Annotated in this window: 12 protein-coding genes and 2 pseudogenes; 3 read left to right on the forward strand and 11 right to left on the reverse strand. The window is 68.8% G+C overall.

Annotated features, from left to right (window positions below; genetic code table 11):
* Positions 1 to 28 precede the first annotated feature (28 nt).
* Both ACZ462_RS10930 and ACZ462_RS10935 read right to left on the reverse strand, forming a co-directional pair.
* The gene (locus ACZ462_RS10930; RefSeq protein WP_467807513.1) at positions 29 to 1564 is read right to left on the reverse strand and encodes a globin domain-containing protein; all 1536 of its coding nucleotides are present in this window, start codon (positions 1562 to 1564) and stop codon (positions 29 to 31) included.
* Positions 1564 to 2004, reverse strand: a pseudogene (locus ACZ462_RS10935) (HAD family hydrolase); the annotation flags it as partial. The gene ACZ462_RS10930 and the pseudogene ACZ462_RS10935, both read right to left, overlap by 1 nt.
* A 171-nt stretch (positions 2005 to 2175) precedes the next feature.
* Between ACZ462_RS10935 and ACZ462_RS10940 the strand changes: the two are divergent.
* Both ACZ462_RS10940 and ACZ462_RS10945 read left to right on the forward strand, forming a co-directional pair.
* Positions 2176 to 3063 (forward strand): GNAT family N-acetyltransferase, encoded by an 888-nt coding sequence (locus ACZ462_RS10940; RefSeq protein WP_467807479.1) that lies wholly within the window; start codon positions 2176 to 2178, stop codon positions 3061 to 3063.
* Positions 3064 to 3143: 80 nt separating this feature from the next.
* Positions 3144 to 3539 (forward strand): GNAT family N-acetyltransferase, encoded by a 396-nt coding sequence (locus ACZ462_RS10945; protein ID WP_467807511.1) that lies wholly within the window; start codon positions 3144 to 3146, stop codon positions 3537 to 3539.
* A gap of 11 nt (positions 3540 to 3550) precedes the next feature.
* Here the strand turns inward: ACZ462_RS10945 and ACZ462_RS10950 are convergent, their stop codons facing one another.
* From ACZ462_RS10950 to ACZ462_RS10965, 4 genes are all read right to left on the reverse strand, one after another.
* Entirely contained in the window at positions 3551 to 4936 is a 1386-nt protein-coding gene (locus ACZ462_RS10950) for a serine hydrolase domain-containing protein (RefSeq protein ID WP_467807477.1), read from the reverse strand.
* A 144-nt stretch (positions 4937 to 5080) separates the two neighbouring features.
* Positions 5081 to 5476 (reverse strand): hypothetical protein, encoded by a 396-nt coding sequence (locus ACZ462_RS10955; protein ID WP_467807476.1) that lies wholly within the window; start codon positions 5474 to 5476, stop codon positions 5081 to 5083.
* 39 nt (positions 5477 to 5515) lie between these two features.
* Positions 5516 to 5818 (reverse strand): hypothetical protein, encoded by a 303-nt coding sequence (locus ACZ462_RS10960; protein ID WP_467807510.1) that lies wholly within the window; start codon positions 5816 to 5818, stop codon positions 5516 to 5518.
* A gap of 58 nt (positions 5819 to 5876) precedes the next feature.
* On the reverse strand, positions 5877 to 6212 hold the full coding sequence (locus ACZ462_RS10965) for a hypothetical protein (protein ID WP_467807475.1): 336 nt from the start codon (positions 6210 to 6212) through the stop codon (positions 5877 to 5879).
* A gap of 91 nt (positions 6213 to 6303) precedes the next feature.
* Between ACZ462_RS10965 and ACZ462_RS10970 the strand changes: the two genes are divergently transcribed.
* A complete protein-coding gene (locus ACZ462_RS10970; RefSeq protein ID WP_467807474.1) occupies positions 6304 to 7098 on the forward strand; it encodes a DUF6193 family natural product biosynthesis protein in 795 nt (264 codons plus the stop codon).
* Here ACZ462_RS10970 and ACZ462_RS10975 read toward each other — a convergent pair.
* The 5 genes and pseudogenes from ACZ462_RS10975 to ACZ462_RS10995 form a co-directional block, all read right to left on the reverse strand.
* The gene (locus ACZ462_RS10975; RefSeq protein ID WP_467807508.1) at positions 7089 to 9095 is read right to left on the reverse strand and encodes a helix-turn-helix domain-containing protein; all 2007 of its coding nucleotides are present in this window, start codon (positions 9093 to 9095) and stop codon (positions 7089 to 7091) included. The two genes, ACZ462_RS10970 and ACZ462_RS10975, sit on opposite strands and share 10 nt — an antisense overlap.
* Positions 9096 to 9356: 261 nt before the next feature.
* A pseudogene (locus ACZ462_RS10980) lies at positions 9357 to 9749 on the reverse strand (TniQ family protein); the annotation flags it as partial.
* Positions 9746 to 10864, reverse strand: a complete 1119-nt coding sequence (locus ACZ462_RS10985; protein ID WP_467807472.1) for an AAA family ATPase — start codon at positions 10862 to 10864, stop codon at positions 9746 to 9748. The pseudogene ACZ462_RS10980 and the gene ACZ462_RS10985, both read right to left, overlap by 4 nt.
* Positions 10861 to 12990, reverse strand: coding sequence for a transposase (locus tag ACZ462_RS10990; RefSeq protein WP_467807471.1), 2130 nt, complete (start codon positions 12988 to 12990; stop codon positions 10861 to 10863). The genes ACZ462_RS10985 and ACZ462_RS10990 overlap by 4 nt, the downstream gene beginning before the upstream one ends.
* A complete protein-coding gene (locus ACZ462_RS10995) occupies positions 12987 to 13685 on the reverse strand; it encodes a TnsA-like heteromeric transposase endonuclease subunit (protein ID WP_467807470.1) in 699 nt (232 codons plus the stop codon). The genes ACZ462_RS10990 and ACZ462_RS10995 overlap by 4 nt, the downstream gene beginning before the upstream one ends.
* Between the last annotated feature and the right edge of the window lie 204 nt (positions 13686 to 13889).

A 13889-nucleotide genomic window follows, 5' to 3' on the forward strand; every position in this document is an offset into this window, starting at 1 on the left:
GGGGCGGCCGGTATCGGGGACCGGGGCGTCAGCCGGCAGCGCCCACCAGGTCCCCGACCGCGTCGTAGCGGATACGGTCCTGCGGGATGCCGATCCGCCGGAGTTCGTCCACTCCGCTGCGGATCATCGCCGGCGGCCCCGAGACGAACGCGTCGTACGAACTCCACGGGCCGTGCTCGCCCACGGCCTGGGGAAGCTGCCCGGCCAGCCCCTCGCCGACCACCGGGCGCACCGACAGCCAGGGGTGCGAGCGCTGCAGGCCCAGCAGGGTGTCCTTGTCATAGAGGTCTCCGTCGCTGCGCGCCCCGAAGAAGACCTCGACGGGCCGGCGCTCGCCGTGTTCCGCGACGTCCTCGATCAGTGCCTTGATCGGGGCGATCCCCGTACCGCCGCCCAGGCAGAGCATGCCGTTGTCGGTGCTGTGGTCGACCACCATGGACCCGGCCGGAGGACCGAGCCGGAGCACGTCGCCGGGACGGGCGTGGCGCACCAGGGCGGTGGAGACCCAGCCCGCGGGTACGGCCTTGACGTGGAAGGAGAGCAGCCCGTCGGCGCGCGGCGCGGAGGCGAAGGAGTAGTGGCGCCACACCCGGGGCCACCAGGGGGTCTCCAGGCTCGTGTACTGGCCCGCCAGGAAGGGGTACGGCTGGTCGGGGCGGACCGTCAGCACCGCGATGTCCGGGGTGCGCAGCTCGTGGGAGACGACCTCCGCGTGCCACCAGGCCGGGGATGTCCGCTCGTCCTCGGCGGCCGCGTCGATCATCGTCTGGGAGATGGCGGTGTACGCCCGCACCCAGGCCGCTTCCGCCTCGGCCCCCCAGGTGGCGGTCGCGTGGCGGGCCAGCGCGCCGATCAGCGCCTCCCCGACCACCGGATAGTGCCCGGGCTGCGTGCCGTACTTGCGGTGGCCCGTGCCCAGGCGCCGCAGGTAGGGGGTGAGCACGTCCGGATCGTCGATGTGCTCGGCGGCGGTCAGCAGCGCCTTGAGGAGCCGATCGCGCTGGGTGTCCATCGCGGCGGGGAACATGTCCCGCAGCTCCGGGTGCCGGGTGAAGACCAGGGCGTAGAAGTAGGACGTCACCCGGTCGGCGACGGGGGCGATCTCCTCCAGCGTCCGGCGGATGAGCACCGCGTCCGGGGACGGGGCGACCGGACCGCTCCCGAGCGGTATCCGGGTCGCGGGTCTGGCCGGTCTGGTGGGCGGAGCGTCCATGCGGTGCCTCGCTTCGAGCATCTCGGTCGACAAGCACGCCACGGCCTTCGATCCGTGGTTCCGGGTCCCACAGCCTGCCAGCCGATCGAAAACACCCGCGGGGGATTGGGGAAATTCCGGGATCCTGACCCACTTTCCTCCTAAGATGCTGCGACTCCCGGGCGTGCCTCGGCGACGAGCTGGTAGGCCTCCCGGAGATCCCGGCCCTCGTAGACGTGCGTCGCCCGTTCCGCGAGGAAGGGGCGGGCGTTGACCGCCACCGACACCGGCACGGCCCCGAAGAGCACCTCGTCCGTCGCCGAGTCCCCGTACGCCACACAGTCGGTCCGGGCCAGCCCGAAGCGCTCGCAGAGCCGGTCCGCCACCGTGACCTTGTCCTTGGGCGTCAGAATGCCCGCCACGTCCATCGGCCCGATGAAAGGAACTTGCGGGAAGAGCGAGCCGTGGGCCGCGTGCGCACCCCATTCCAGCAGCAGTTCCACGAAGAACGACGGCGACAGCGAGACCACGGCGCAGAACTCGCCGCGCTCCCTGATGTCGGACCACACGTCCCGGATGCCCGACAGCCAGGGGGAGCCGTCGAAGGCAGCGCGGACGTGCGTGGGCGTCAGCTCCGCCCACAGGGCGTGCACCGCGAGGGAGAACTGCGGCGGGTCCATCTTCCGGGCGCTGAAGGCCCGCTCCAGCTCGGCAATCTCGGCCCCCAGGCCGAGCTGCCGGGAGATCTCGACCGGCGCCGCCGATCCGTACATCAGGGTGCCGTCCAGGTCGAACAGGTGCAGGCGCGTCATGGCAGGGAGGCTAGCCGCTGGTTTCACGTGAAACGGCGGGCTCCACGGGACACCACGGGGTGGTTTCACGTGAAACACCGCCAGGTTTCACGTGAAACATCAGCCGGTTCACCGGCGAACTTCGGCCGAATTCCCCTGGACGCCCCTCCCGCGATGATCCAGTCTGGCCCGGTGACACCACCACACCTCACCGACCTGCCGATCCGGGCGCTGACCCTGGAAGACCTCCGCCGCTGCGCCGACCTCTCCGAAGACCGCGGATGGCCGCGCGAGGACCACAAGTGGGGGCTCCTCCTCGCCGCAGGCTGCGGTTACGGCATCGACGCCCCCGACGGAGGGGGCCTCGCCGCAGCCTGTGTCACCACCTCGTACGGACCCTCCCCCGAGGAACCCGAACTCGCCGCGATCGGGATGGTCCTGGTGGCCGACCGGTACGCCCGCCGCGGCCTCGGCCGCCGGCTGATGGCCCATGTGTGCGACGACGTCCTGAAGGGGGTTCCGCTCACCCTCCATGCCACGCCCTACGGCCGCCCCCTCTACGAGGAGCTCGGCTTCGCCGTGACGGGGCGGGCCGAGATGCTGAGGGGTTCGTTCCGCCCCGGTCCGGCAGGGCCGCACCAGGCCGGGGCAGGGGTGCGGCCGGCCACCGGCGAGGACCTCCCGCGGATCGTGCGCCTGGACACCGAGGTCTTCGGCGCCGACCGCACCCACATGATCACGCGGCTCCCGGCGTTCGCGGACCGCCTGCTCGTCGCCGAGGACGCAGCGGGCGAACTCGTCGGCTACGCGGCGATGTGGCCCAACATGGAGACCCATGTCATCGGCCCCCTGGTCGCACGGGACACGGAGAGCGCGAAGGCCCTCACGACCGCGCTCGCCGCCCGGACCGACCGGCCCCTGCGCACGGACGTGGACGTACGCCACGAGGAGTTCACCGCCTGGCTCAGGCAGCGCGGTCTGGAGTCCGTCGCGTTCAACGCGGTCATGACCCGCGGCCTCCCCTCCCTTCCCGGAGACTGGACCCGCCGCTGGGCCCCGCTCACCGTGGCCGCCGGCTGAGAAAGGAAAGCACCGTGTCCGATACTCCCCGGGCCGTCATCCGCCCGGCATCCGAAGAGGACCTTCCGGCCATCGTCGCCATGCTCGCCGAGGACCCCCTGGGCGCCACGCGCGAGTCGCCGGACGACCTCACCCCCTATCGGGCGGCCTACCGGCAGCTCGCCGCCGACCCGAACCAGCACCTGATGGTCGCGGTCCGCGACGGCAGCGTGGTGGGCACCCTCCAGCTGACCTTCATTCCGGGCCTGTCCCGCAAGGGCGCCATGCGCGCGGTCATCGAGGGCGTCCGCGTCCACGCCGGTGAACGTGGCAGTGGTCTGGGCACCCGGTTCATCGAGTGGGCGGTCGAGCGGTCCCGGCAGGAGGGCTGCCGACTCGTCCAGCTCACGTCGGACGCCACGCGGACGGACGCGCACCGCTTCTACGAACGGCTCGGCTTCACCGCCTCCCACGTCGGCTTCAAGCTCGCTCTCTGACCGGCGGCGGCTCAGCCGATGCCGCGCCAGCCCTGCGTGTCCACACCGCCCGGAACGGGCGACTCGGGGTCGTAGGGCTGCCGGGTGAACACGAAGGAGCCGAGGTCGAGGTGGCTCACCGTGCCGTCGGTCCGGCGCACGGCCCGCAGGGTCTCGCCCGCGTAGTAGCCGGACAGGCCCAGCCAGCTGCCGTCGGGCTGCGGGCGGAACCGGGCGGCACGGCCCTGCGCCGCCACCGGGCCGAGCTCCAGGTGGCCGTCGGAGCGCAGCTGCACCGCGTGAGCCGCCGTCCCCCAGTACCAGGGGCCGCACACCTCCAGGGCCACCGGGTCCGCCTCCGTGAAGGGCCTCCACGGGGCGGGAATCCGCGGCTCCGCATCGGCCACGAGGTGCAGCAGATCCGCCGCGACCGTCGCGGCGGGCAGACCGGACGTGCAGTTGGCCAGCACGACAGCCGACACGTCGTCCGCCGCACTCAGCCACAGACCGGCGACGAAGCCGGGCAGCGAGCCGCTGTGGCCGGCGATCCGCCGCGCGCCGCTCTGCACGAGCTGCAGGCCCAGCCCGTACCCGTGGTCGGCGATCCCCGGCTCCGGAGGGGACGCCGCCACGGCCATCTCCGCGACCGCGGCCGCGCCGAGGACCCGCTCGTCGCCGTGGATCAGGAACTGCCCGAACCGCGCCAGGTCCCGGGTCGTGGACCACAGCTGCCCCGCGGGCGCCATCAGTCCCAGGTCCTCCGCGGGTTCGGGAAGCATCACGTCGGCCCACGGGTGGACGGCCCATCCGCCCGCATGCGGCGCGTGCGGCTGCACCGTGGTGCGGTCCAGGCCGAGGGGCTCCAACACCTCCGTGCGGAGCACCTCCGCCCAGGGCCTGTCCCGCAGCGCCTCGACGAGCGAACCGAGCAGCGTGTAACCGGGGTTGGAGTAGTGGTGGCGGCGGCCCGGCTCGAACCGGAAGGGCTCCTCGCCGAGCACGTCCGCGAGTTCCGGGCGGAGCGCCGCGGAGGACCGCTCCCACCACTCGCCTGGGGTCTCGGCGGCCAGGCCCCCGGTGTGCGACAGCAGTTGGGCGACCGTCACGTCGCCGGCGCCGGTGCCGGGCAGGTGCTTCTCGACCGGATCGGCGAGCGACAGCAGTCCCTCGTCACGCAGTCGCATCACGAGCACCGCGGTGAACGTCTTGGTGATGGAGCCGATCCGGTACTGCACGTTCCCGTCCGGGCCCGGTCCGTCCGCCGAGGAGCGCGCACCCTCCCAGACGACGGCACCGCCGCGGGCGACCGCGGCGGCGAGCGAGGGCGCCCGGCCCTCACTCTGGGCGGCGGCGATCCGGTGCAGCAGTGCGCGCCGGGTCGCGGGAAGCAGGTGAAGGTCTTCGGGCAGGGCGTCCATGTGTAGGTTCTCACTTTCGGTGTCAGGCGCCGACGCTGTGACCTGGACGTTTCCCTTCAGTCTCACGACGTGTCGGCAGGCGGCTGTCTCAGATCGGTGTCATTTCTTCAGGCTGTCCAGCAGGCTGCAACGCTGCCCGGGGCTTCACGAACCTGCATCGGCAGCCATCCGTTCCACCCACTCACGCACCTTCACTGCTCGCTCGATGCGGCTGATGATGTCCTTCTTGGACGCCGTGTCCAAGGTCTCCGGGATCTTGTCGAAGGTGTCGGGAAGGACGTCGAGCAGACCCCAGATCTGTTCGCCGGTGCTGACGGTCAGCAGCTGCTGGCATCTCCACTGCAGCAGCGTCTCGGGACGATGCGTGAGCCGCTGCACGAGCGTCGGGAACAGGTAGTGCGTCGCCTCCGCGGCGAGGTGCTCTCGAAGCCAGTCGACCGGGAGCCGCTGGCTGAAGCCATGGATGGCGGCCTCATGGGCCAAGTCCAGGAGCTGAGCAGTGTCGACGGCTCGGACGGTGCGGGGAAGGGTCGGGGTCATGCCGCGATGATGCCAAGAAGCCTCTGCGGCGCCGAGAGGTCATCTGGGCTGGGATGCGATCTGCTGGCGGGCAGGACTCCAGACTTCCTCGAACTCTTCGGAGGTGAGTTGTTCGGGGTCGTGACCTTCCCATTCCGAGACGGGCAGCTCGGCGGTGATCCCGAACCTGCTGTCGTACTCGTCGAGGCGGCCTGCGTCGCGGGCCCGCTGCCACTCGGCGAGGGAGGCAGCTGCGATCGGGATCAGCTCAGGCCCTTCGAGTTCGACCTGCCGGATCACCCAGCCTTCGGAGTCGACCTCGAAGTAGAACCAGGTGTCTTCCTCGTCCCAGTAGCAGCGCATCCATGTGGTCACCAGGCCATGATGCCGGGCCAGATGCGCCGCGCTACTCCGCTTTGTCTCATGGTTGAGCGATGAATCCTGCGGATCGGTCGAGCTGGAAAGGAGAACCGATCCGGGTTGGATCCCAGCCTTGATCCCGTGCCTCTCGAATGCTGGCAGCAACGTGAGCTGGACGGATGGGCTCAGTCTCGACGCGCACCCAGTTACTGGGATGGGCCTGGCCACTGGTGACAATCAAGGCCGTGCCCGGCTGGCTGCCGCTGGCCGCTTCGACCGCGTAGGTCATCGGTGTCCAGCAAAGTCCCTGCATGTAGGAGGGCTTCTTGCGGATCCGCCAGCGGTACTCGATCCCGTCAACGGTTATGCGCCTGGAACCCTTCTTGTTCAGCGCCATCTTCCCTCCTCCGCTGTCGGACTGTAGCGCCGTGCGACAGGTCCGTCTCCTGGGGTGGCCATTTGCTCAGCGCAGACGGCAGACTCCAGCGGTGACCTTCACCTCCCCGCGCCCCGCTCGACACGAACCGACTCCTGCCGACCCTGATCTCTATCCGGATCTCGCGGCTGCTGGCAGTCTGGCCGCGGCCCTGGCACTGGCTGCCGCCGAGCAGGGACTCGATCTGGGTGTGGTGCTGAGCAACGATTCGGACCCGCTGCGGACAGCCGGCGTCACCAGCACAGCCCCTGGCCGGGAGCCCTGCTGGATCTTCATCGGATCGGAGAGCCGCTGGTTCAACATCAATGGCCCGTGCCAAGGGGTTCAGCTGCTCTCGGGCTCGACTTCCGAACTGGGAGAACTGGCCCGAGCTGCGGCAGGTTGGCGTGACGGCGCCAGGCTCCGCGAGATCCAGGGTGATGCTTCCTTCATCGAGGTGAGCGAGCTGGCCGAAGCGCATGAACGCGGTCCGGCCGAGGCTGTCACCGTGCAGTGGCGACTTCTCTTGGAAGGCTTGCGCCAGGACGCCGATCGACTCGACCTCGCCCGCCAGACACTGGCGCTCGCCGAGGCTGCGTCCGCCGAACCGAAGCTGCGGCAGTTGTATCCGTTCACCAGCCACTGGTCGCTGCACTTCACGACCTGCACCGGGTTCCCGTACTCATGGGACGTGCCGTTCATCGATCCGCTGAGCGACGGCCGGTATCGCGTCTGCGGTCCTTCTCGTGGAACGGTCATCGGTGAAGGCGACACCGCGGCTGCAGCCATCTCCATGGTGGTAGGGGCGCTTCCGGCGAACTGCGGGCCTGCTGTCGCAGGCACTGCAAACGATCAGCGTCAGGGCTGACTCGCGATCTGACCCTGCATGGTGCTGATGGCCGCGATGACCTTCTCGCCGAAGGGAGTCAGTTTCATGGCCCGACCGCGTTCCGCGCGTTCAAGCAGTGCCTTTCCGAGGTCCCGTTCGAGGCGGTTGATCTGGATCACCAGGGCCGACTGGTGGATGCCGAGATCTTGGGCTGCTTCGGTGAGGGTGGGATAGGACTGGGCTGCCAGGAATCGCGCGAGTCGTTGCCGCGCGTATGGGCCGGTGAGGGCTTTGCGGAGGATGACGGGAAGAGCCTCGGCTTCGTCGGCGGTGTGGAGGACGGTCTGGTGGCTCGCTCCGCCGCGTGGCCGGAGGGGGATGTTGTGGGTGTGGGCCCAGCGGGCCATGTTCGCGGTGCTCATGCCGGCTTCTCGGGCGAGGTCCGGCAGGGTCCGGCGGCGGTGGACATACTGCTCGATGAGCCAGTCCCGTTCAATGGTGCCGCGGCGCTTGTAGTCCTTGGGGCCCTCGCGGAGCGGAATGCCGTAGTCCTTGGCGAGGCCGGTCAGCACGCTGCGGGAGAAGCCGGTGAGGGTGGCGATCTGTTGGAGGGACCGGTGTTCGTCGAGGTAGAGCCGGGTGAAGCGCTCTGCCGGAATGGCTTGCCGGGCTTGCTGCCGGATGCGGCCAGTGGCTCTGGAAGCGTTCTTTGTCAGCGGGGGTGCGGGGGCTGGATGTTCGTCGAGGACGTGCCTGATGGCCTCGACGGTCGTGCCCAGGACCTGGGCGGCGTGCTGAACGGGGTGCTGGCGTTCTCGGACGAGCTGGTGCAGGCGGGGTAGGTCGACGTGTGCCGGGTCTGGTCCGGGAAGGGAGAGCCCTGCCAGCAGGGTGGCGGGCGGCTGCCAGGTCACGGGCTCGTCGTGGATGTGGTGTAAGGCCAGGAAGATGAGAGCTTCCTGCTGGAGGGCGTGCACGAGTTCAGGGGTCTGAAGCGCGGTGAACCGTAAGGACGTCGCCCGGAACTCTGCGCTGTCGAGCCCGCCCAGGTCGTCGGGGACAGACTCGGCGGGCAGGCCGCTGAGGCGTTGGACGAGCTGGCTGCGTGCGATGCGTTCGCGCCGTCCGGTTCCCGGTGGTGTTCCGGTGCGGCGGCAGATCTCCAGCCAGCGGTCATGAGGAAGCAGGCCGGTGTAGTCCAGGAGTCGGCGCCGGCCGTAGTCGATGGGGGTGCTGTTGCTATCGAGGTAGTCGACGAGCCGGTCCAGGGCAGTGGCGATGCCCGGCCATTGCGGAAGGTCGTCGAGTTCCTGGAGGAGTCGTGAGACCTCGATGCCGTCGATGGCGTTGCCGATCAGCTCGGCTGCCTGGTCCAGGGATGCGCGGCTGTCGGGAATTAGCAGCAGGGCGGCAAGGACGGGGGCCAGAGCCCGTGCGTGGACTCCTTTGGATGGTGCGAGCCGGACCGTCCAGGACGGCCAGAACATCGTGGGGATCTTCCTGGCTCGCTCCTCGATGTCCCGAGTGGTTCTGGCCGGTCGGCGGGGCGTCTCGGTCGCGACGCGGTAGCGGACGTATTCGCTGGGACGGAGGGAAGGAGCGAGGGCAGCCAGGTGCACGGACTGCAGCACCGGGCTGATACCTCTGCCCCAGCTGTCGATACTGGTCGCCGAGATCTGCGTGAGTTCCTCGCGTACTGCTTCCAGCAGGCTTCGCAGGGCCTCGCCGGCCGGGTCGATTCCTGGTTGCTCCAGGATGCTCAGGGCCATGGTGACCGCGACGGCCGTATCCGCAGCTCGCGGCGGGGCCATGAACCCCGGACGTTCCATCGCCAGTCCGGTGTGCGGGGAGACCGCATCGGTGCTGAGGTGAGCTTCTGCGATGTCAGCCGGGATCTGTTCTCGTAGGACAGCTGCGGGCAGGTCGCTCAGGACGCGGATGCCCAGGGCCCGGATGTCGGCCAGCACCGCCGATGCCAGCTGAGGAGAGGTCCGGTAAGGGCCGAAAGCAGCCGTTGCCCCATCGATGATCTCCATCACTCGGTCCTGCGCCATGAGAACCGGATGGCCAGGAGGCAGGAGAAGCGTCGAAGCGCGGGTCAGGTCGGTGCCGCAGCCAGCTGAGAACGGGCGGGTGGGACGGGTCGGTGGATTGCCGCAGAGTTCAGGCAGGGGGACGGACCGGCCGGAACGGGGCCGCTGCCGCGGCACCCTGCCGCAGTGCGGGCAGCAGTCCGCCAGCAGTCTGCGGTGCTGGGTGCAGGCGAAGGAGAAACCGAGCCTCCAGGACAATTGCCATCGCCCATCCCTGGCAAGAAGGCACTCCGGGCAGAACCGGGATCCCCCTCCGCGGCCCCAAAGGACGTGCCGTGACACGACCCGGCCTCCGGCACTCATGTGGAGGGCCCGTCCGTCGTAGTGCGCCAGGGTCAGGGCAGTGACTGTCTCCGGGGGCGTCCCGGTGGCGTGCGCGACGGCATTGGTCTGCTGTTCGTCGAGGACGAGCGTCCAGTCTGCCGGGATGCCCCGGAACTGGTTTCCGGCCCGGTGCCGGACCGGGAAGCCGAGGTGCAGCAGAACATCACCGAGTGCGGTGTCCATCCGTCTGGCTATTGCCTCCAGCCATGAGTCCAGGGCCTCGCCGGACAGTGGAGGCAGCCGGATCGGCAGGGTGCGGACCGGCGTTCTCATGCGGGTCGCCGGCTCCGGGGCCGCGGGCGGCTGGTCAGCCGTTTCTTCTCCAGCGCGGCCTGAAGTTCGAGGCGGGCGGCCTCGGATGCCTCGTCGTTCTTCACCCGGTCCATGAGCTCCTGGTCAAGACGTTCGGCGCCGGTGCGGACCGCCCGCTGGCAGCTGCGGTTGATCAGCGTCATCAGCGAGCCGATGTGTCCGGTGCTGCGGGCGAAGAGGTAGTCCGACAGGTCGTCCGCGAGCATGCCGGGATGCTTGTCGGTGAGCACGACGCGCTGTTCGAGGGCCAGCAGCATCTGCCGCCATTCCCGACGGCCAGCCTCCGTATCGATGGTGAACGGTCGAAGTCCGAGGCGGGTGGTGCGGCGGCCGGTCTGGGCCAGAGCTGTGTCGCGCCCGTTCGTTCCCTCACCGAACAGGCCCTTCTTCGCGAGTTCGACCCCCACCATCAGCAACGTCACCGGGAACTCGTTGGCGATCCACTTCAGGTGGTTGCTCACCTCGATGCCGCTCTTTTGTCCCCATTTCAAGAAGTGCAGATCGTCCAGAACCACCAGGCGGACATCACAGGACAGCACGCAGTCCAGCACCCGCCGTCCGAACTGGGCGGTGGTCCCCCGCATCTGCCCGGGGTGACCGAAGAACTCCAGCATGGCCCGGTTGAGATCCTTCATTCCGGTGTTCCCGGTCAGCCCGACCCGGCAGACCGGGATCCGCTCATGCCCTTGGCTCGTGAACGCGCCCGACTCCTCGATCTCCCGCTGGTGGAAGTCGCGAGCGAAGGCCAGCACCGAGGTCGTCTTGCCCAGACCCGGGAACGCGTCTACGGCCACCGCCCCCTTAGCCTTGTCACCGTCCTGCTCGTTGCTGTCGACGATGTCCCATAAGTCTTCATGGAGCTCTGTCAGTTGCGGCGTCTTGACCGGGCCGATGTTCGCGTGCCACTGCCGGCGCTGACGGTCGTAGTCCGCCCGCGCCTGTGTGGGCAGGGACTTCAGCTGCTTTCGTGTCAGCAGGTCGGGCCGGCTGCGGCGAGGGCTCTCGGCGAACGCCTTGAAGTCCTCCTTCCGTGACAAGGCAAGACTGCCTGGCTGCGGAACGCTGCCGTCGTTCACACGTCCTCCAGGGCATCGGCGTAGAAGTCGTCCTCCCCGGCGAGGTCCTCCAGATCAGCCTCGTCGTCATCCCCGGCCTCCGTCACCACGTCGGGCTCCCGCAGCTCCGTGGTCTGCTCGTCCTGGCCGAGGGCCTTACGTACGGAGGGAAGCGAGACGACCGTCTCCGCCTCACTCTCCGGAAGTTCGATGGCCTCCTGCTCGCGCGAGAGCCGCAGGGCCATGCGCCGCTCGGCGATCGTGGTGCCCAGGCCGAGATTCCACCGCTCCAACAAGTCAGCGACGGCAAGCCGGTCGTCGGGAAAGCGATACTTCGAGGCCGCCAGCTGCCGGGCGAACGTCAGCGCGTCCTCGCTCAGGGGCATCTCGGACGACGGCGCGTGTTCCCAGACCAGCGTGTGCCAGGCCCGGGTAGCCGGATCGCGGAAGTAGATCCGGGTGATGTCGTCGGGGCCCACCTGGAAGGGCCAGCCGTTCTTGACCGGACTGTCGTAGGGGCTGCGGACTCCCGGCTCGGGCAGGCCTGGTCCGCTGTAGCGGCGGCGGCCGATCTCGACCCCGTAGTGCTGGACCGTGCGCCACTTCGTCTGCAGGAACTCGAAGGCGAGATCGCGATCCCGGGGGACCTCGATGTAGCCGGCGCGGGCCATTCCGTGCTCGAACATCTTCGCCGGGGACATCCTCAGACCCGGCAGGCCCGGATCGACCAGGCTGGAGTGCGGCCGGCAGTGATAGACCGCTGCGGTCCACTCCCGGATGATCGCCTCAAGCTCGTCGAGGAAGAAGAACGCGTCGTCCTCGGGGCTCTCACCCCGCGAGTGGATGTCGGGCCCCTTGTAGCCGGGCAGCACCTGCAGCAGTCCCTCCCGAAGGGTCCGGAAGTAGCGCTCGACCGGCCCCTTGTCGCGGCCCGTCCGGAGTCGGGCAGGCTGGATGGAGATGCCCATCCGTCGGCAGACGCTGGTCAGATGCTCCGAGACGTAGACCTTGCCTTGGTCGACGACCAGCGTCTCGGGAACCAGAGGCGGCGAGGCCAGGCCCGGTCCGCTGGCGCCTTCGACGTCGACCAGGACAGTGCGGGGGATGCCGTGTTCGGGCCAAACCGCGTGCCGCGGCCAGTCCTGCCCCGCCGGCCGCGGCCGAAAGGACTGGAACAGCACCGCGCTGACATCCACCGCCTTCGTCGAGACCGGCGTGAGCCGGATCCCCGTGATGCAGCGGGAGTACCAGTCCATCCCGACACTCAGCTCGGCCTGAACCCACTTCAGGGTCAACGGGTCGAACGCGAAGACGTCCAGGCGGGTGGAGTCCATCAGCAGATACTCACCGGGCCGCGTCGGCCGCAGCTTCCCGTACGGGCCCTCCGGCCGATCCGCGATATCTCGGTTCCGCTTCGTACTCAGCCGGAACAACGGATGGCGTCGCTCCAACTCCTCCAACAGCCGAAACGCCGTCGCCCGACTCGGCTGCGGCACCACTCCCTCGCCGAACCGCGCGATCACCCGAGCCCGGGTCCGATCGATCACCATCGTCCGCGACGGCCGCGACTGGTCGGTGTGCTCGACCATCACCTCCACCGCGGTCTCCACCCACCGGTCATCGACCGCAATCTGCGACTTCCGCGTCGGCCCCTTCCGGGGAGCAAGTCCAGCTTCCCCGTGCTCCCGGAACTCGGCGACCCACCGTTTCAAGGTCCTCAGACCCACACCGAGTTCAGCGGTCTTCGCCGCGTATCTGGCCTCCAGCGGCTTCTCCGGCAAGTACTCGGAACGAGGTTCTTCGTCGCGCGCGAGTTCGGGACTGCCGGACCGATAACCCGTCAGCACCTCACGGACGTGCTCGGCTCTTTCCAGGACCTTCTGCTTCTCCACGGCGTCAAGCTGCCCGAGAACCACAGAGGCGATCTCGCCCTCGTCGTCCGCCGACGGCCCTGGACCGTCAGGGCTGATCACAGCACGGTCCGAGAACAGCAGTTCCTTGAGCGACAGCCGTAGAAGCCGCCCTTGGCCATCCCTCAAGACCACTTCGTTGCCTGCCGTGGTCGCAGCCATCTCCACCACCTCGACGGTCTCCCCGTCGTAGCGGAAGCGCGTACCGACTCCGACGCGAGCCGCCGCCCTGCTCACCCTGCCCTCCTCAGCACGTGCGAAGAGCCCAGCGGGCGGCCGAGATCAGTGACGAGATCCTGCCTCCAGAGCAAATGATGGATGGCGGCGCGAACGTGAGGCTCCGGATAATTTGGCAGACACCTCGTGGCCTGTCCCAGAAGAAGCCCGTCGAGATCCGCGTCCCAGAGCTCCTCCAGGGTCTCGGCGCTGAACAGCCAGTCTCTGCGGTAACCCGCCAGGAACCGGATGTTCTCCAGTTCCACGGCCGGAGGCTCGCTCCAGACCTCGTACTTCCATCCGCGCGATTCCACGGCCTCCCGGGTCCAGCCGAAGGTGAACGCCACCTCCGGCTTGGACAACCGATGCAACGGCTTGACGTCGACAACCACCGGCACCTGCCCGATGAGCAGGAGATAGTCCGGGACGTGCTGGCGCACCTTCCCCTCCAGCACGGTCTTCAGTAGGAAGGGCTGGGCCACGATGCCGCGCACCGACGGATCGAAGTCGGCAAAGAGCAAGCGCGATAGTTCCAGGCGAGACTCATAGATCACGTGGTCGCGCACCGTCGCCGACCAGTAGGTACCCGAGTAGTGCTTCTGACCCTTGTACCAGCGGAACGTCCGCCACGGACAAGCCGACTGCAGGAGGTCGACAGGCGCCGTACCCCAGTCTCGGTCCTCCACGAGAACACCACGCTGCTGACGGATACTCACCGTCGCAGTAACACTGCCCATCGCACACCCCCGGCCCGCGGACGATGACCCGCGCAGGCAAGGGTGCCAGCGGAACAACAGTGGGCGGAGCGAGCCGGGATCCCATCACCCAAAAGGGTGAACGCTTCGACCAGCGAGTCTCATGAAGACGGCATAAGTGCCACCGATGTGCCATCGGAGCTGAGATTGTGCCGCGAAATTTGA

It is taken from the genome of Streptomyces sp. NPDC031121 (assembly GCF_055570615.1).

Coding starts and splice junctions, on each gene's coding strand:
- ACZ462_RS10955 (WP_467807476.1), bottom strand. CDS start 5,476: ATGACCCCGACCCTTCCCCGCACCGTCCGAGCCGTCGACACTGCTCAG.
- ACZ462_RS10975 (WP_467807508.1), bottom strand. CDS start 9,095: ATGGAGATCATCGATGGGGCAACGGCTGCTTTCGGCCCTTACCGGACC.
- ACZ462_RS10945 (WP_467807511.1), top strand. CDS start 3,144: ATGCTCGCCGAGGACCCCCTGGGCGCCACGCGCGAGTCGCCGGACGAC.
- ACZ462_RS10960 (WP_467807510.1), bottom strand. CDS start 5,818: ATGCGCTGCTACTGGGACGAGGAAGACACCTGGTTCTACTTCGAGGTC.
- ACZ462_RS10965 (WP_467807475.1), bottom strand. CDS start 6,212: ATGGCGCTGAACAAGAAGGGTTCCAGGCGCATAACCGTTGACGGGATC.
- ACZ462_RS10950 (WP_467807477.1), bottom strand. CDS start 4,936: ATGGACGCCCTGCCCGAAGACCTTCACCTGCTTCCCGCGACCCGGCGC.